19 protein-coding genes, 2 tRNA genes and 1 pseudogene are annotated in these 16664 nt (G+C 62.8%); 19 read left to right on the top strand and 3 right to left on the bottom strand.

The genetic code is table 11. The annotated features are described in order from the left end of the window. The first annotated feature begins 2 nt into the window (after window positions 1–2). The 5 genes from LCM4576_RS06865 to LCM4576_RS06845 are packed head-to-tail and all read left to right on the top strand — an operon-like array spanning window position 3 to window position 3405. Window positions 3–488, top strand: a complete 486-nt coding sequence (locus tag LCM4576_RS06865) for a TadE/TadG family type IV pilus assembly protein (protein WP_071031225.1) — start codon at window positions 3–5, stop codon at window positions 486–488. Next, window positions 482–1126 carry a TadE/TadG family type IV pilus assembly protein gene (locus LCM4576_RS06860; protein WP_071031223.1) on the top strand — a complete coding sequence of 215 codons (645 nt, stop codon included), beginning with the start codon at window positions 482–484 and terminating at the stop codon, window positions 1124–1126. The genes LCM4576_RS06865 and LCM4576_RS06860 overlap by 7 nt, the downstream gene beginning before the upstream one ends. After that, window positions 1123–2286, top strand: a complete 1164-nt coding sequence (locus tag LCM4576_RS06855; RefSeq protein ID WP_071031221.1) for an AAA family ATPase — start codon at window positions 1123–1125, stop codon at window positions 2284–2286. The genes LCM4576_RS06860 and LCM4576_RS06855 overlap by 4 nt, the downstream gene beginning before the upstream one ends. Then, complete coding sequence (locus tag LCM4576_RS06850; protein ID WP_071031219.1) at window positions 2273–2848, top strand: L,D-transpeptidase; 576 nt, start codon at window positions 2273–2275, stop codon at window positions 2846–2848. Before LCM4576_RS06855 ends, LCM4576_RS06850 begins: the two co-directional genes overlap by 14 nt. Next, window positions 2845–3405 (top strand): hypothetical protein, encoded by a 561-nt coding sequence (locus LCM4576_RS06845; RefSeq protein WP_071031218.1) that lies wholly within the window; start codon window positions 2845–2847, stop codon window positions 3403–3405. Before LCM4576_RS06850 ends, LCM4576_RS06845 begins: the two co-directional genes overlap by 4 nt. Window positions 3406–3538: 133 nt before the next feature. Here LCM4576_RS06845 and LCM4576_RS06840 read toward each other — a convergent pair whose 3' ends face one another. After that, window positions 3539–4075, bottom strand: coding sequence for a hypothetical protein (locus tag LCM4576_RS06840; RefSeq protein ID WP_041010303.1), 537 nt, complete (start codon window positions 4073–4075; stop codon window positions 3539–3541). A gap of 204 nt (window positions 4076–4279) precedes the next feature. On the opposite strand from LCM4576_RS06840, the gene LCM4576_RS06835 reads away from it, so the two are divergent. After that, on the top strand, window positions 4280–4990 hold the full coding sequence (locus LCM4576_RS06835; RefSeq protein WP_071031257.1) for a thermonuclease family protein: 711 nt from the start codon (window positions 4280–4282) through the stop codon (window positions 4988–4990). A 231-nt stretch (window positions 4991–5221) separates the two neighbouring features. Beyond that, a complete protein-coding gene (locus LCM4576_RS06830) occupies window positions 5222–5968 on the top strand; it encodes a GGDEF domain-containing protein (RefSeq protein ID WP_244510686.1) in 747 nt (248 codons plus the stop codon). An 84-nt stretch (window positions 5969–6052) separates the two neighbouring features. Here the strand turns inward: LCM4576_RS06830 and LCM4576_RS06825 are convergent, their stop codons facing one another. Both LCM4576_RS06825 and LCM4576_RS06820 read right to left on the bottom strand, forming a co-directional pair. After that, window positions 6053–7510 (bottom strand): NAD-dependent succinate-semialdehyde dehydrogenase, encoded by a 1458-nt coding sequence (locus tag LCM4576_RS06825; protein WP_198540218.1) that lies wholly within the window; start codon window positions 7508–7510, stop codon window positions 6053–6055. A 173-nt stretch (window positions 7511–7683) separates the two neighbouring features. Next, window positions 7684–7758 (bottom strand) — tRNA-Thr (locus LCM4576_RS06820). A gap of 328 nt (window positions 7759–8086) precedes the next feature. Between LCM4576_RS06820 and LCM4576_RS36765 the strand changes: the two genes are divergently transcribed. The 12 genes and pseudogenes from LCM4576_RS36765 to LCM4576_RS06765 all read left to right on the top strand — a co-directional run. After that, entirely contained in the window at window positions 8087–8263 is a 177-nt protein-coding gene (locus tag LCM4576_RS36765) for a hypothetical protein (RefSeq protein ID WP_198540215.1), read from the top strand. A gap of 139 nt (window positions 8264–8402) precedes the next feature. Continuing rightward, complete coding sequence (murA, locus tag LCM4576_RS06815; protein WP_071031213.1) at window positions 8403–9695, top strand: UDP-N-acetylglucosamine 1-carboxyvinyltransferase; 1293 nt, start codon at window positions 8403–8405, stop codon at window positions 9693–9695. 333 nt (window positions 9696–10028) lie between these two features. Further along, a complete protein-coding gene (locus LCM4576_RS06810; protein WP_041008750.1) occupies window positions 10029–10463 on the top strand; it encodes a DUF2948 family protein in 435 nt (144 codons plus the stop codon). Window positions 10464–10468: 5 nt separating this feature from the next. Continuing rightward, window positions 10469–11761, top strand: coding sequence for a histidinol dehydrogenase (gene hisD / locus LCM4576_RS06805; RefSeq protein ID WP_071031211.1), 1293 nt, complete (start codon window positions 10469–10471; stop codon window positions 11759–11761). A 2-nt stretch (window positions 11762–11763) separates the two neighbouring features. Beyond that, complete coding sequence (locus LCM4576_RS06800; RefSeq protein ID WP_040989433.1) at window positions 11764–12249, top strand: UPF0262 family protein; 486 nt, start codon at window positions 11764–11766, stop codon at window positions 12247–12249. Between the two features lie 100 nt (window positions 12250–12349). Then, a complete protein-coding gene (locus tag LCM4576_RS06795) occupies window positions 12350–12799 on the top strand; it encodes a low molecular weight phosphatase family protein (protein WP_082048908.1) in 450 nt (149 codons plus the stop codon). A 186-nt stretch (window positions 12800–12985) separates the two neighbouring features. After that, the gene (gene infA, locus LCM4576_RS06790; protein WP_006200926.1) at window positions 12986–13204 is read left to right on the top strand and encodes a translation initiation factor IF-1; all 219 of its coding nucleotides are present in this window, start codon (window positions 12986–12988) and stop codon (window positions 13202–13204) included. Window positions 13205–13223: 19 nt separating this feature from the next. Then, window positions 13224–13850, top strand: a complete 627-nt coding sequence (locus tag LCM4576_RS06785) for a Maf-like protein (protein ID WP_071031209.1) — start codon at window positions 13224–13226, stop codon at window positions 13848–13850. Between the two features lie 13 nt (window positions 13851–13863). Continuing rightward, on the top strand, window positions 13864–14085 hold the full coding sequence (gene yacG / locus LCM4576_RS06780; RefSeq protein WP_071031207.1) for a DNA gyrase inhibitor YacG: 222 nt from the start codon (window positions 13864–13866) through the stop codon (window positions 14083–14085). 337 nt (window positions 14086–14422) lie between these two features. Then, window positions 14423–14498 (top strand) — tRNA-Phe (locus LCM4576_RS06775). Between the two features lie 212 nt (window positions 14499–14710). Next, window positions 14711–16021, top strand: coding sequence for a phage integrase central domain-containing protein (locus LCM4576_RS06770; protein ID WP_071031205.1), 1311 nt, complete (start codon window positions 14711–14713; stop codon window positions 16019–16021). Between the two features lie 315 nt (window positions 16022–16336). Next, window positions 16337–16633: pseudogene (locus tag LCM4576_RS06765) on the top strand (IS3 family transposase); the annotation flags it as partial. Window positions 16634–16664 lie beyond the last annotated feature (31 nt).

The raw sequence follows: 16664 nt of genomic DNA, 5'->3' as shown, positions 1-16664 counted from the left end.
CGATGATCAACCAAATCACCAAGAAATTCCGAAGCGACGAAAAGGGCACGGCCCTGGTCGAGGTGGBGCTCGTCCTGCCTTTGGTGCTGCTGTTATCCGCGGGTGTCTTCGAAGTATCCAACATCCTGAACACGCGCCTGCTGCTCGAAGCCGGAGTTGAGGATGCGGCCCGCTACATGGCGCGCTGCAGCGACACCTGGGACAATTGCAAGGTTTTGGCACAGAAGCTTGCAGCGAACGGCGCGATCGATGGTACGACCGCTCGCGTAACCGGATGGGTCGCGACGGATGTTCACATCGATAAGGCCTCCACGTTGGCGGTAGACACCACCACGAACACTCAGCTCTATCTAAGCAACAAGAGCACGGTCGACGTTGTAACAGCCAGCACCGATTATTCGTACATTGATCTGGGATTATGGCCGTACCTTGGGTTCGGTGCCCTAACCCTGTCGGTATCCCATCAGGAGCGCGTCTTCGGATGGTAAAAGCGCGCAAGGGGTTCTGGAGCAATCAGGCGGGAGCGACAATGGTCGAAATGRCCATTGCCATGCCGCTGCTGCTGACCCTTCTGCTCGGCTTCATCGATTTCGGCTATGCTTTCTACCAATGGAACGGCGGGAGCAAGGCAGTCCAGGTGGGCGCCAGGCTGGCGCAGGTTTCGACGCCGATTGCGAGCGGGCTTTCCCTCGAGACTCTGACGCAGAGCGATCTGACCAAAGTCGGCGTCGCCGTGCCGGCCAACACATACAATTACATCTGCACCGCAAATGCCGCTGGAACCGTGTCCTGCACCTGTGGAGCGGGTGCCACCTGCCAGAATCTCACCGCGAGCCAGACGGCCTTCAACTTTATATACAGCGGCAGCAGCACGCGCCCCGGAATGCAGAAGTTCCTACCAACCCTCGCGAAATCCGAAGTCAGAATTCAATACCAAGCTTCTGGGCTTGGTTATTGGACTCGCCCAGGCGGCGCCGTGCCGACGATCACCGTAAGCATCGTGAACCATCCTTTCCAGTTCTTTTTTGTGGATGCGCTTCTGAGGTGGTCCGGCGATACAATCACCATGCCCTCCATGCTGAGCACGGTCACGGGCGAAGACTTGAAAAGCACGTGGGCACCATGAACGCCATCGACACCAGAGTTCTGCCGACCAAGCGAAAGCAAGTGGCGCTGTTTTCCGGCGATGCGAATTTCAAGCGCGACGTCACCACGCGGCTCGACGCGCTGGCGATCTATGACGTCAAGGTCTCGGACGCGGCGGAGTTCCTGAAGGGGCCGCCCGCCGACAGCCGGCCGGGCATCATCATCCTCGATCTCGGCAATGGCGAGCTGCTCGCCAATCCGGGAATCGTCGAGGCGCGCGCGGCCTGGGCCTCGGTGCCGCTGATCGCGATCTCCGACGAGCTCACCTCCGAGCAGACGCGCGTGCTGGTGCRCATGAACGCGTCCGACTGGCTGCACAAGCCGCTCGACGCCAAGGAGCTGCTCAACGCCGTCACCTTCCACGACACCGGCAACCAGGGCACCAAGAGCCGCATCATCACCTTCATCGCCGCGAGCGGGGGCGCCGGCGCCACCACGCTGGCGATCTCGGCGGCCGAGCACCTCGCCTCGAAATCGGCCGAGCGGGCGGCCGCGACCTGCCTCGTCGACCTCGACTTCCAGAGCGCCAATTGCGGCGCCTATCTCAACCAGTTCAACCAGTTCGACCTCTCCGGCATCATCGGCCAGCCGGACCGGCTCGATGTCGAGCTCATGGACGTCATCAAACTGTCGCGGCCGTCGGGCCTCACGCTCTATTCCTTCGAGCGGCCGCAACTGCCGTTCGAGCCGCAGGGTTCCGACTTCGTCTTCCGGCTGCTCGACCTCGTCGCCTACCGCTTCGACGACATCGTCATCGACCTGCCCAACATCGAGACGCCGTGGCACGATTCGGTGCTCAGGACGAGCGACGAGATCTTCATCGTCTTCGAGCTCAACGTCGCCTCGCTGAGGCAAGGCAAGCGGCTCTACAAGAAGATCCGCGAATTGCGCGGCAACAAGGTCAGCATCACGCTGGTCGCCAACAAGCACAAGCGCAAATGGTTCGGCAACCACTTCTCGCGCAGCGAGCTGGAGAAGATCTTCAAGGCGCCGCACATCAAGTCGCTGGCGCTGGACAACGCGCTTCTTGCCGACGCGCTGAACCGCGCCATCCTGCCTTCCGAGGTGGACGGGCGCGCGCGCTTCAACAAGGACCTGAAACGCATGTTCAAGGAGCGGCTGGACAATGCCCAGCGCTAGGCGCTTCGCCGCGATGCATCTCGCCGGCGCCTGGCTCGCCGGGTTGACGCTGGTGTCTGCCTGCGATTTGGCGATGGCCGGGTCGAGCCTGCCCCCCCTGCCCGCGATGGGCCCAAGCCTGCGCAAGGCGGTCGCCTTCCAAACCAACGAGCAACCCGGCACCATCGTCATCCGCAAAAACGAGAAGGCGCTCTATCTGGTGACGGGCCAGGGCAAGGCGCTGCGCTACCAGATCAGCGTCGGCCGCGACGRCTTCGGCTGGACCGGAACGGTCAAAATCGCCTCGAAGACCGAATGGCCTGAATGGCGTCCGCCCAAGGAGATGCGCGCGCGCCAGCCGGAACTGYCGGCGATGGTGCCGGCCGGTCCTTACAATCCGCTCGGCGCCAGGGCGCTTTATCTTTCGCGCGACGGGCGCGACACGCTCTATCGCATCCATGGCACCAACGATCCCAAGGGCGTCGGTTTCGACGGCACGTCCGGATGCTTCCGGCTGACGAACACCGATGTTATCGATCTCTTCAAGCGCGTCGCGGTGGGCGCAAAGGTGGTGGTTGAATGACGATGATCAGCGAGCCGGACGTTCCGGCAATCGAACTCGGTCACCGGGAAGCCGTTCCGGGAAAGCCCAGCCGAGCCAGGATGATCGGCGTCATCGCGGTGGGTGCCGCGCTTGTCACCGCCRTCAACGTGACGGCCGCGGTCTATCTCTATCGCGGTGTCAACGACCTCAAGACGATGGAGGCGCGGCTGGAACAGCTCGGCCAGTTCGAGCAACGCATCGGCGCCCGCATCGACACCGTCAACAATGGTTTCCAGAGCCGGTTCGAGACGCTGGACCGCCAGCTGCAGGCGAATTTCGGCCAGATCAACGGCAATATCGCCAAGCTGGAGCAAGGCCAGCCCGTCRCCGCCGGCGAACCGGCGCCCGGCGCGACGGAGCCGGCCATGCTCGACACCGCCACCGTGGCGGATGCGTCCGCAGCCGATGAAAGCGGCGCCGATCCCGCCGCCGCGCAACCTTCGTTCAAGCGCAAGGTCGCGCCTCCCGGCCCCAATCCGTCCTACCAGCGCATTCAGCAGCCCGACGGCAAGGTCTATTACAAGAAGATCAACTGATCGCGCCGGCCGCCGCCTGAAGCGCGTCGCGATCTTTCAGATTCGCTCCACGCGCTTTAGGTTTTTGATCTTACGCATGTCTTCATCCCGAAGCCGGTTCCCACTTTCGGGAAACATGCTTTAGGCCGGACGGTTACAGGTCGCGCTGCAGCGAAAGCATACGGACCGAGCGGGCTTCGGCGCGCTGTCTCGCCTCGCGCAGGAACGCCACGTGRCAATAGGCGCAGGCGGCGAGGCCGAGGCACAGCACCAGGCAGTTCTTCAAGCTGAAGTCGAGCATGAGCGAGAAGTGCAAGCCGTTCGGTATGGTGAAGGCGGCAATGGTGCTCGCCGTTTCCGCACTGCTGCTCAGCGCCATCATCTTGCCGGCAAAGATCAGCGCGGCGTGATTGGCCAGGAAGAAGCCAGCGGACCTTTTTGCCTGGCAAATCATCCAGCAGGCGCCTGCCGCGAAGACGACAATGGCCGCATCGAGCGCCATCGATCCACCGAAATAGACATGCGCCTGCTGCCAGAACATGGTCGAGAACGGGCGCAGTTCGAGCCAGGCATGCCACACGGCGGGGCTCGCCGGATAGAAGCCGAGAAGCAGCGCCGCCATCCGCTCCGCCGCCAGCAGAAGCAGCATCAGGGCAGGAAAGGCAAAAAGCAATATCGGCTTGCGCATCATGTCATCCCCTCGACATCCGATGGCCGATTCTAGGCCTCATTGGTTGCGCGACACTTAACGCAACGCCTTGCTTTTCAAGGAATGTCGCTCGTGTCTAATGTATGATCCGGTTCAACGGTCGGGGGTGGCGCCGTGTCGGCGGGAGCTAACGGGTTGGGMTCGGACAGCATCATCGACAGCCGGTCCGATGCCGCGGAGTGCCGCGTGAGCCAGGCGAACCCGCCCGGCCGCCCGCTGCTGGCGTTCGCGCTCGGCAGCCTCGGGCTGCTCGCAGGCATGGTGCTGATCGCCGAGGGCGGGCGCCGGCTGCCGCCCGACCCGCCTTCGATCGCGCCGGCCCAGGGCGCCGGCGACCCGGAGCCGGCCTCGCCTACCCCGATGCATGACAGGCGACCAGGCCAGCCGGCGCGCAAGATCGCCGAGGGCCTCATCGCGCCGCCGCCGCTCGACCCATCCGGGATCGAGCGCATCGAGCCGCGCCCTCCGCTCGGCGAACTCGGGCTTGCAACGGCGCCGAAGACGCCGATGCCGCAGGATTGGCGTGAGACGCTGCTCTTCCGCCCGGTCGCGACCTCCGCGGCGGTCTTCGAAGCCATGGGACGCACGGTCGCCATCAGCGGCACGGTCGACATAGACCCCGACAGGACCTGCACGTTCGACAACACCGCCTGGCCCTGCGGCCAGCGGGCGCGGGCCGCCTTCAACGCCTGGCTGCGCGGCCGAGCGCTCAAATGCCTGCTGCCGCCGGATGCCGACCGTTTCGCCATCGCCGCGCCCTGCGCCCTCGGCAAGCAGGATGTCGGCGCCTGGCTGGTTTCCAACGGCTGGGCGATGGCCGCTCCCGCCGGCATTTACGGCAAGGCGGAAGCGGTGGCGAGAAACGCCCGGATGGGCATTTTCGGCCCACCGCAATAGCGCAGCCGCGGGAAAGTCGGCGGGGCTGTTCCGTCTCGAACCTGCGTGAAAGCAGAATGGTCTGGACAGTTCAGCACATCTAAAAACTGGACCGGTCCAACGGCAGCCTGTGTGCCGGATCCAGCGCTTGCCTTGGAGAAGATGCCGACTTGCATCAAATTGTACGCTTCCCTGACACCGAAATCGTAACGGACCTCCTGTAAGCCGATGCGTCGAACAGGAGATTGGCCCTTGACCACGAAAACACCGACCGCGCCGGCTCAAACGTGGAAGCAGCTCGTCTTGCTGGCCGTRCTTGGCACCGCCGCCTGCGTCGGCCTTTCGCTCGCGCTGAACTACCTGCTGCWTTTCAGCGACAGCCTGACGCCATTCGGCCGCGGGGCCGTTACGGCAATCGTCGTGCCGATCGTCATCGGTCTGCCGCTGTTTGCCCTCATCGGCTGGCAGCAGAGCGAGATCCGCCGCTACCGGCAGGAACTCACCAGATCCGGCACCTATGACCAGTTGACCGGCTGCCTGAACGGCAAGGTGTTCACCTCGATGGTCGACAGGAGGGCRCAGAGACCGGCCGGTCCGCGCTCGGGCGCCTTTCTGGTCATCCATCCGGAACATCTGGCATCGATCAACCTGCGTTTCGGCCTCGAATGGGGCGACGAAGCCTTGCGGCTGATCGCATCGGCCATCCGATCGGCAGTGCGCAAGGACGATCTGATCGGACGGCTCGGAACCTCGATGTTCGGCGTCTTCCTGCCGGGCGCGAGCGAAGGGGACGCCAAGGACATCGGCGAGCGCATTCGCGGCACGGTCGGCGAGATCTATTTCGCGCCGAAAGGCGACAAGGACGTGCTTGCGATCAAAGTCGGCGGCGTAATCTTCGAGCGTGAGCTGGATTTCGAGGACATGTTCCGTTTCGCGGAGGAAGGCATGGCCGAAGCCCTGGATGAATCCGGTCTTCGGCTGTCGCATGTCACCAACTGAGCCGGCGAACGGGACCCAATGACCTGCGCGAGCGACAACGCCGCGGCGCATCGTTCTTCAAAAGCAGGCCTGGCCGTTTATGCCTCAGATACCGCCCATGCAGAGATACTTCATCTCGAGGTAGTCCTCGAGGCCGTGCCGGGACCCCTCCCGCCCGATGCCTGACTGCTTGACCCCGCCGAAAGGCGCGGCCTCCGAGGACATGCGTCCGGTGTTGATACCCACCATGCCATATTCCAGGGCCTCCGCCACACGCCAGACCCGCTTCAGGTTGGAGGCATAAAAATAGGCAGCGAGCCCGTAGATCGTGTCGTTGGCCTCACGCACGACCTGATCCGCATCCTCGAAGCGGATGACGGGGGCCAATGGCCCGAATGTCTCCTCCTGCGCCACCGCCATGGCGCTGGAGATATCGGTAAGGACCGTCGGTTGGAAAAAAGTGCCGCCCGCGCCAATCCTACCTCCGCCGCAGCGGATCGCGCCGCCTTTTCCCACGGCATCGGCGATGTGGGATTCGATCTTGGCCAAGGCGTGGCCGTCGATCAGCGGGCCGATGGCGACGCCCGGATCGAAACCGTCACCGACCCGAAGCTGGCGAACCCGTTCGACGAATTTATCGACGAACTCGTCATGAACGCCCGACTGCACGTAGAGACGGTTGGCGGAAACGCAAGTCTGACCGGCATTGCGGAACTTCGCCTGGATCGCCCCGTCCACGGCAGCGTCGATGTCGGCGTCGTCGAAGACGATGAAAGGCGCATTGCCGCCCAGCTCTAGGCTGACCTTCTTGATCTGGTCCGAGCACTGGCGCATGAGCAGGCGCCCGACTTCGGTCGATCCGGTAAAACTGATCTTGCGCACCTTGGGATTGTGGCAGAGCTCACGTCCCACGGCGGCGCCCTCGGAGGCRTAGACAAGGTTCACCACACCGTCAGGAAAACCGGCCTCGGYGGCGAGCGCGAACATGGCGCCTGCGACCAGCGGCGTCTGCTCGGCAGGCTTCAGCACGATCGCGCAGCCCGCCGCCAGCGCCGGCGAGATCTTGCGCGCCACCATCGATGCGGGAAAATTCCACGGCGTGATCGTGCCGACGACGCCGATGGGCTGCTTGATCACCAGCATGCGACGGTCCGTCGAGGGTGCAGAAATCGTCTCGCCATAGATACGATTGGCCTCTTCGGCGTACCATTGCAGATAAGYGGCCGCATGCGAGACTTCCGATCTGGCTTCGGCAAGCGGCTTGCCCATCTCGGCGGTGAGAATTGCGGYAAGGTCGTCGGTATGGGTGACGATCAGCTGGTGCCACTGCCACRGCATTTCGCTGCGCTCCCGAGCGGTCAGCGCCRCCCATTCGGCCTGGGCGGCATAGGCCTTGTCGATCGCCGCGCGCGTCTCCTGGACGCCCATGTCGGGAAGTTCCGCCAACAGCTCGCCGGTCGATGGATTGAAGACCTCAAAGGTGCGTCCGCCAGCCGGCGCGCCCAGCGCCGGCACACGGTCGATCGCGCCGAACAGGTCGGGGGATTTCAAATGGCGGGTCATCGGCAGGCGCAGGGGCAATACCGCTTTCCTTCTCGTCAGGCTGGCCTATCGGAAACACCACCATGTATTGCGCAGGCGTCGGTTTCATAGGGCCTGGGAAGGATGGCGGTAGACCCACCCTGCGTCCTCAAAGTGCATCGGGTGGGGCGCGGCTGAGATCGCGTTGGGAAAGCTGGTGCTGCGAGAGAGGATTGAACTCTCGACCTCTCCCTTACCAAGGGAGTGCTCTACCACTGAGCTACCGCAGCCTGCGATGGCGGCGCTTCTGCCATATCGAACCGGTAAGCGCAAGGCCAAGAAAAACCCAAAGCGTCGCACGCTATTCTTGCCAGCAATTATGCGGCTCGAAGCGGCATGCGCGGCTGATCCACAGCCCGAAAGCGCGTCGAGATCTTTCAGATTCGCTCCATGCGCTTTAGGTTTTTGATTTTACGCATGTCTTTATCCCGAAACCGGTTCCCACTTTCGGGAGACATGCTTCAAACCCGCCCGGCCGGCTCTTTCATGACATCGCCAGGCCAAAATGCTACCCATTGCGGAATCGCAGCCGGCTGATCACCGGTCGGGGATTGGACGATGGGCGAGAAGACAAATCCACCGAAAAAGGACGAAGCCGCGCGCAAGGAACGGCTGGCCGAGGCGCTGCGCGCCAATCTGCAGAAGCGCAAGGCGCAGACGCGGTCGCGGCGCGCGGGCGATGCCGATCAGCGGTCGGAAGGCTTGCCGGCTGCTGGAAAAATGCACAAGGACTGACCAAATCAGCCATACTGCCCGGCCATAGTCGGTCCGGTTTTAGGAAAATCCTATTTCTTGAACCAAGCCGGCCAATGGTCTAAGCCGGGCATACTCAACCGATTGAAGCGGCCTGTTCGGGCCGAGGGGACATTTTCTTATGGATCGCATCAGAATTGTCGGCGGCAACGAGCTGGCCGGTACCATTCCGATCTCGGGCGCCAAGAACGCGGCATTGCCGCTGATGATCGCCTCGCTGCTCACCGACGACACGCTGACGCTCGAAAACGTGYCGCATCTGGCCGATGTCGAGCAGTTGATCCGCATCCTCGGCAATCACGGCGTCGATTATTCCGTCAACGGACGGCGCGAGAGCCAACAGAAAGGCTATTCGCGCACGATCAATTTTTCGGCCCGCAACATCGTCGACACCACCGCGCCTTACGAGCTGGTGTCGAAGATGCGCGCCTCTTTCTGGGTGATCGGCCCGCTGCTTGCCCGCATGGGCGAGGCCAAGGTGTCGCTGCCCGGCGGCTGCGCCATCGGCACGCGCCCGGTCGATCTGTTCCTCGAAGGTCTGCAGGCACTGGACGCCGAGCTCGACGTCGACAACGGCTATGTCGTGGCCAAGACCCGGAACGGCCGCCTCCACGGCAATCGCTACGTGTTTCCGAAAGTGTCGGTCGGCGCCACCCACGTGCTGATGATGGCGGCCTCGCTCGCCAAGGGCGAGACGGTGCTGGAAAATGCCGCGCGCGAGCCGGAAATCGTCAATCTCGCCGAGTGCCTGATCGCCATGGGCGCCAAGATCCACGGCGCCGGCACCTCGACCATCACCATCCAGGGCGTCGAGGCGCTTTCTGGCGCTCGCGTGCGCGTCATTCCGGACCGCATCGAGACCGGCACCTATGCCATGGCGGTGGCGATGACAGGCGGCGACGTGATGCTGGAAGGCGCGCGGCCCGACCTGTTGCAGACGGCGCTCGACGTTCTCGTCGAGACCGGCGCCGAGATCACGCCGACCAATGAGGGCATCCGCGTCAAGCGCAACGGCRCCGGCATTGCGCCGGTCGACGTGACCACCGCCCCCTTTCCCGCCTTCCCCACCGACCTGCAAGCGCAGTTCATGGGCCTGATGACGATGGCCAAGGGCAAATCGCGCATCACCGAGACGATCTTCGAGAACCGCTTCATGCACGTTCAGGAACTCGCCCGACTCGGCGCCCACATCACGCTTTCCGGCCAGACGGCGATCGTCGACGGCGTCGCCAAGCTCAAGGGCGCTCCCGTGATGGCGACCGACCTGCGCGCCTCGGTGTCGCTTGTCATCGCCGGCCTTGCGGCCGAGGGCGAGACCACGGTCAACCGCGTCTACCATCTCGACCGCGGCTTCGAGCGGCTGGAGGAGAAGCTCTCCGGCTGCGGCGCGGTGATCGAGCGCATTTCGGGCTGAGTGACCGCAAGGCAAGCCTTGCGAATAAGAGYGGTCTTCCCCTGCTGGAGCCCAGGCTCAGGTCGGCRCAGCCCCCTCATCCACCCTTCGGGCACCTTCCCCCGGTAAACGGAGAGAAGGCCGTGACCGCAGACTTGGCCCCTTCCTGCACCATTTGCAATTGGCGAAATCGCTCCTTCTCCCCGTCACTATACGGGGAGAAGTGCCCGGCAGGGCGATGAGGGGCAGCGCGGACCTGACGTGATTGCCTTCTGCTGTGTCCGTGCCGAGGTTGCACGGACCGGAAAGACCGCATAACAGAGGCTGAAACCAACCTTCAGGTGCGCATTCCGCATGGCAGCTCTCAAGCTCATCGCGCTCGACGAACAGGATCTGAGCATCGTCTCGGCGCATGTCCAGGACGCCGTGATGAAGGTCTCCGACCTCGAATATCTGCCGGCGGCCAAGCGCTTCGTGCTGACCATGAACCGTTTCGTCTGGGAGGCGAAATCCGGTCTGTTCCGTCAGCACAATGAACGGCGGCAGAGCGTTCTGCATTTCGACCGCGTGCTCGGCGCCAAGACCAGCGGCATCCCTCGCGACAAGCCGGCCGAGGTGCTGTCGCTGCTGGCGGTCAGCTTCATCGCCATCAGCAAGCCGGCCGGCATCGTCGAATTGGTGTTTTCGGGCGGCGGCACCATCATGCTCGACGTCGAATGCGTCGAGGCGCGGCTTGCCGATGTCGGCGGCTCCTGGGAAGCCTCCTCGCGCCCCGTGCACAGAGGCTAAACGCAATGGCCATCACACTCCGTCAGCAGGACGCCGATTTCGAGCAGCGCTTTTCGGCCTTCCTCACCACCAAGCGCGAGGTTTCGGCCGATGTCGAGGCCGTGGTGCGCGATATCGTCGCCCGCGTGCGCGCCGAAGGCGACAAGGCGCTGATCGACTACACGCTGAAGTTCGACAAGGCCGATGTCGGCGCGCTCGGCATCGCCGTGTCGAAGAACGACATCGCCAAGGCCTATGAAACGGCCGATCCGGCGACCGTCGAGGCGCTCAAATTCGCGCGCGACCGTATCCGTTCGCATCATGAGCGGCAGAAGCCGAAGGACGACCGCTACACGGATGCCGCCGGCGTCGAGCTCGGCTCGCGCTGGACGGCGATCGAAGCCGTCGGCCTTTACGTGCCGGGCGGCACGGCGAGCTATCCGAGCTCGGTGCTGATGAACGCCGTGCCGGCCAGGGTCGCCGGCGTCGAGCGCATCGTCATCGTCGTGCCGGCCTCGGGCGGCGTCATCAATCCGCTGGTGCTGGTGGCCGCCGACCTTGCCGGCGTTTCGGAAATCTACCGCGTCGGCGGCGCGCAGGCCGTTGCGGCGCTTGCCTATGGCACCGAGACAATCAGGCCGGTCGCCAAGATCGTCGGGCCGGGCAATGCCTATGTCGCGGCGGCCAAGCGCCAGGTGTTCGGCACGGTCGGCATCGACATGATCGCCGGCCCGTCGGAAGTGCTGGTGGTGGCCGATGCCGACAACGATCCGGACTGGATCGCCGCCGACCTTTTGGCGCAGGCCGAGCATGACGTCTCGGCGCAGTCGATCCTGATCACCGACGATGCAGACTTCGGCAGGGCCGTCGAGCAGGCGGTCGAACGCCAGCTCAAGGTTCTGCCGCGCGGCGAGACGGCGRCCGCCAGTTGGCGCGATTTCGGCGCGGTCATCCTGGTGCCGACGATCGAGGCCTCGCTGCCGCTGGTCGACAGGATCGCGGCCGAGCATGTCGAGCTTGCCTTCGACGATGCCGAGGCATTCCTTGACAGGATGCGCAACGCGGGCGCCGTGTTCATCGGCCGACACACGCCCGAAGTCATCGGCGACTRTGTCGGCGGCTCCAACCACGTTCTGCCGACGGCACGCTCGGCGCGCTTTTCCTCCGGGCTATCGGTGCTCGATTTCGTCAAGCGCAGCTCGATCCTGAAGCTCGGGCCGGAGCAGCTCAAGGCGCTGGCGCCCGCCGCGATCGCGCTCGCCAAGGCCGAAGGGCTCGACGCGCATGCCCGCTCCGTCGCGATCAGGTTGAACATGTAGCGATGTCCGGCCACAACCAAACCCGCGACAGGCTGATCGACGTCGAGCTCGACGAATCGATCGGACGTTCGACGCCCGACGTCGAGCACGAGCGGGCCGTGGCGATCTTCGACCTCATCGAGGAGAACAGTTTCCGGCCGGTCAACGACGACGGCGCGGGCCCTTACAGGCTCAAGCTTTCGCTGGCCGAGTCCCGCCTGGTCTTCGCCGTCAGCCGCGAGAACGGCGCCGAGGTGGTCACCCACATCCTGTCGCTGACGCCGCTGAGGCGCATCGTCAAGGACTATTACCTGATCTGCGAAAGCTATTACGAGGCCATCCGCTCCTCGACGCCGAGCCATATCGAGGCGATCGACATGGGCAGGCGCGGCCTGCACAATGAGGGCTCGCAAACCCTGATGGACCGGCTCGCCGGCAAGATCGAGATCGACTTCGACACGGCGCGACGGCTGTTCACGCTGGTCTGCGTGCTGCACTGGCGGGGCTAGATCAGGATGACGTTTCGTTGAATCGCCATCCTGATCTAACTCTTTGTTGGAGCATGATCTTTTCCGAAAACCGGTTCCCACTTTTCGGGATCATGCTCTAGTGGCCGCCCTGCCCCATTCGATCCTGTTTTTGTGCGGCATGAATGCCGTGCGCTCGCCGATCGCCGAACAATTGGCGCGCCGCATGCTGCCCGCCACCACCTTCGTCGCCTCGGCCGGCGTGCGCGCCGGCGAGCGCGACCCGTTCGTCGATGCGGTGCTCGCCGAAGAAGGCCTTTCGCTTGGCGAGCGCCAACCCAGGACGCTGGAGGATATGGAGGACGATTATTTCGACCTGATCGTGACGCTGGCGCCGGAGGCGCACCATGCGGCGCTCGAGCTCACCCGCTCGCTCGCCGTCGAGGTCGAATACTGGCCGATGCCCGACCCGACCGACACAGGCGGGACGCGCGAGCACATCATGGCCGCCTACCGCGATGTGCGCGAGCGGCTGAAAGCGCGCATAAGCCGGCGTTTCTTGCTTCCTGAAGCAAAAAACCCGGCCGATTAAGCATGTTCACAAGCGGGCGATTATCATATAGGTTCCGCCGCAAATTCCGGCTGGAGTCGGATGATTTCGGGTCTGTTCGACCCGAAATCATCCGACTCCAGATCAAGAGTAGAGCATGATGTCGTCCGAAAACCGCTTCGGCATCATGCTCTAGGCGCCGGAGCGCAATCCAAGCAAAGGTATCGAATGCCGAAGGAAGAAGTCCTCGAATTTCCGGGCGTGGTYACGGAACTGTTGCCCAATGCGATGTTCAGGGTGAAGCTCGAAAACGAGCACGAGATCATCGCCCATACGGCCGGCCGCATGCGCAAGAACCGCATCCGCGTGCTGACCGGCGACAAGGTCCTGGTCGAGATGACGCCTTACGACCTGACCAAGGGCCGCATCACCTACCGTTTCAAATAGCAAATCGGCGTCAAGCGCGATGAGCACCCTGCAGAAGCTCGTGCTTGCCTCRGGTTCGCCGCGCCGCATCGAACTCTTGCAGCAGGCCGGCATCGAGCCGGACCGTATTCTGCCCGCCGATGTCGATGAGACGCCGCTGCGCGCCGAGCATCCGCGCTCGCTGGCCAAGCGTCTTTGCAAGGACAAGGCCGAGAAGGCGCTGGCCTCGCTGAAAAGCGAGGAAGACTATGCGCCCGCCTTCATCCTCGCCGCCGACACGGTGGTGGCGGTGGGGCGGCGCATCCTGCCCAAGGCCGAGACGATCGACGACGCCATCAACTGCCTCGGCCTGCTTTCCGGCCGCTCGCACCGGGTCTATTCCGGCATCTGCCTGATCACGCCCGGCGGCAAGCTGCGCCAGCGGCTGGTGGAGACCAGGGTTCGCTTCAAGCGGCTGCCGCGCGAGGAGWTCGACGCCTATGTCGCCTYGGGCGAATGGYGCGGCAAGGCCGGCGGCTATGCGGTACAGGGCCTGGCCGGCTCCTTCGTCGTCAAGCTGGTCGGCTCCTATACCAATGTGGTCGGCCTGCCGCTCTACGAGAGCGTGGCGCTGCTTTCCGGCGAAGGCTTCAAGGCGCACAAGAACTGGCACGTCGCGCGGCCATGAGCATCGTCCACACATGAGTTCGGGCGACAAGGTCACGCCGCTGAGGCCGAAGCGGCCCTGCCCCGAATGCGGCAAACCGTCGGCGCGCGAGCATTATCCGTTCTRCTCGGCGCGCTGCAAGGACATCGACCTCAATCGCTGGCTGAAAGGCGCCTATGTCATCCCCGGCCGTGACGGGGAAGAGGAAGAGGACGACGCGCCCAAGCCAAGTCCCTCGCCCAAGGACGAGGATTGAGCGGCGGCTGCCGCTCAATCCAGTGATTTTTCTTTCCCGACAAAGCCGACGCCTAAGCTAAGTGCTTGTTTTCACGCAACTCAGGAGCAGGAAAGAGCCTGCGCATTTTTCCGGGAATTGCACTTGTTTTTTCAGCAATTCCGGGGCGGAAAACCGCTGCACACTTTTCCTGGAATTGCGCTTGTTTTTGCGCAATTCCCGGGCGGAAAACCGCTGCGCACTTTTCCTGGAATTGCTCTGGACAGCCAAGATACCCGTGCTATAACCCACGCGCTTTCAAGGGGCGCCGCCTGGTGCCTTCGTGAAACCCGGCAGGCGATCCCGTTAGCCGGCACAGGCCCAGATAGCTCAGTTGGTAGAGCAGCGGACTGAAAATCCGCGTGTCGGTGGTTCGAATCCGCCTCTGGGCACCATTCCCTCTTCTCCCCAGGCTCCCTTTCGCCGAACCATCTACGCTTAAGTCTCCGCAAACGGCTGATTTTGCGCGTCTTTTCGGCACGAAAGGTTCGCTTGGGCGAATTTCATCGCGGTTGGGCAAACTTCGTCCAACGGGGCGAGGTGTTGGTATTTTTGTTGGTATCGGAGAACCTGTTGGTATCGAAGCACCAATAGGAGGTCCTACAAATTGGCTCTCTCCGACATGAAATGCCGAAACATCCGGCCTGCGTCCAAGCTCCAGAAAATATCCGACGGCGGCGGGCTCCAGCTATGGGTCCAGCCGTCGGGAACAAGGCTATGGCGCCTCGCCTATCGGTTCGGTGGGAAGCAGAAGCTGCTGTCTCTGGGCAGCTATCCTGTCATTTCTCTCGCTGATGCCCGCCAAGCGCGCGATGAAGCCAAACGTCTCCTCAAGGCTGGTGCCGACCCGGCCCAGCAGCGCAAATTCCAGAAGGCTAATTCGCCAAATGACACCTTTCGCTCAATCGCAGACGAATATGTTGAGAAGCTGAAGAAGGAAGGACGTGCCGATCGGACGATCAGCAAGGTCAAATGGCTGCTCGACTTTGCCTATCCGACAATCGGCGCCAAGTGCATTCGGGAKATCGATACGGCAAGMATCCTTACTGCTCTCCGTCGCGTGGAGGTTCGYGGTCGATACGAGTCGGCCAGGCGCCTACGCTCAACAATTGGCACTGTGTTTCGATTCGCAATCGCGACAGCACGCGCCGAGGCAGATCCGACGATCGCTCTCAGGGGCGCGCTCATCAGCCCGACGGTCACRCCTCGTGCCGCGATTACTGATCCTAAGGYCTTGGGCGGCTTGCTGAGGGYGATCGATGCATTTGATGGACAGYCTACAACCCGTGCCGCCCTGAAGCTGATCGCACTGCTGTTTCCCCGCCCCGGCGAGCTTCGCGCGGCAGAATGGAAAGAGTTCGATTTCGAAAGCTCGGTGTGGATCATTCCTGAAGCACGCATGAAAATGCGACGGCCGCACCGCGTACCCCTTTCAAGGCAGGCCTTGAGCGTCCTGGCCTCACTCAGAGAAATTTCTGGTGGCGGATCGCTGCTGGTTCCTAGCGTTCGATCGGCTTCGCGTCCGATTTCCGACAACACGGTTAACGCCGCCCTGCGCCGTATGGGCTACGGCAAGGAGGAAGCTACGGCGCACGGTTTTCGAGCAACGGCATCAACTCTGCTAAACGAATGCGGAAAATGGCATCCGGACGCCATCGAACGGCAGCTGGCCCACATTGAGAACAACAACGTTCGTCGTGCCTACGCCCGGGCAGAGCACTGGGAAGAGCGCGTCAAGATGATGCAATGGTGGGCCGATTACCTGGATGAACTCGAGAGCAAAAACGCGCGGGTAATCTCAATCGTGGGGCGCGGCAAGCCTGTTGTCCATGCACGACCGGGGGAGTCCACTTGGGACCCAACAGCGACAGCTCACCAAACATCGAGGCGAATCTCCAAGCTCCGAAAATCACATTAACGGTCGAAGACGCCGAAGCTGGCGCGAGATGGTGGGCCCGGTATATCCTTGGTGTGATCTCGTATGGTCTGGCGGACCTCTAGTTGCAAGAATTCGGATTGAGGCTCCGCCCCYGCGCGAGACCACGTCGACCTGAAAAGGATAGGATGCAAGTAGGTTGGTTGCGGGGACCCRCAAACCCCTTTTGTCATAACATCGGCAAGGCTTTGATTTTGTTCAGGATTGGCGAATTCGAGGATGCCGAACAACTCGCCGCRCAGCTCGGCATGCACCTCACCGCGYCTGTCCCCGGGCGTAAGCACGATCTCACCGATCAACGACCGCAACGCCCATTATCGCTGGCCTGGATGGCTCTTACGAATGCACAATGCTCAGCTCGCACGGTCCATGTCACRCAAAGGATGCTCACCGGATAACGCAGCCTGCGAGGGCTTCTTCKGACGGCTGAAAAATGAGATGTACTACCATCGCGACTGGATCAACACGACGCTCGAAGACTTCATGCAGCAGGTGGATTCCTACATCCGGTGGTACAATCAGCATCGCATCAAGATCTCACTCGGTGGCCTGAGCCCCTCCGAATACCRCCGGAACCTGGGAAYTGCAGCATAACCAGTCCAAGAATTCGTCCGAGTCACTTTTG

It is taken from the genome of Mesorhizobium sp. LCM 4576 (assembly GCF_001854815.1).
Lineage (GTDB): Bacteria > Pseudomonadota > Alphaproteobacteria > Rhizobiales > Rhizobiaceae > Mesorhizobium > Mesorhizobium plurifarium.
Note: the sequence above shows the minus strand (reverse complement) of the source record. Positions and strands in the feature narration are given on the sequence as shown.

What these genes read in the sequence shown, in the direction of transcription:
- LCM4576_RS36765 (WP_198540215.1), top strand. Translation starts at nt 8,087, where the DNA reads ATGGGCGAGAAGACAAATCCACCGAAAAAGGACGAAGCCGCGCGCAAG.
- LCM4576_RS06810 (WP_041008750.1), top strand. Translation starts at nt 10,029, where the DNA reads ATGGCAGCTCTCAAGCTCATCGCGCTCGACGAACAGGATCTGAGCATC.
- LCM4576_RS06800 (WP_040989433.1), top strand. Translation starts at nt 11,764, where the DNA reads ATGTCCGGCCACAACCAAACCCGCGACAGGCTGATCGACGTCGAGCTC.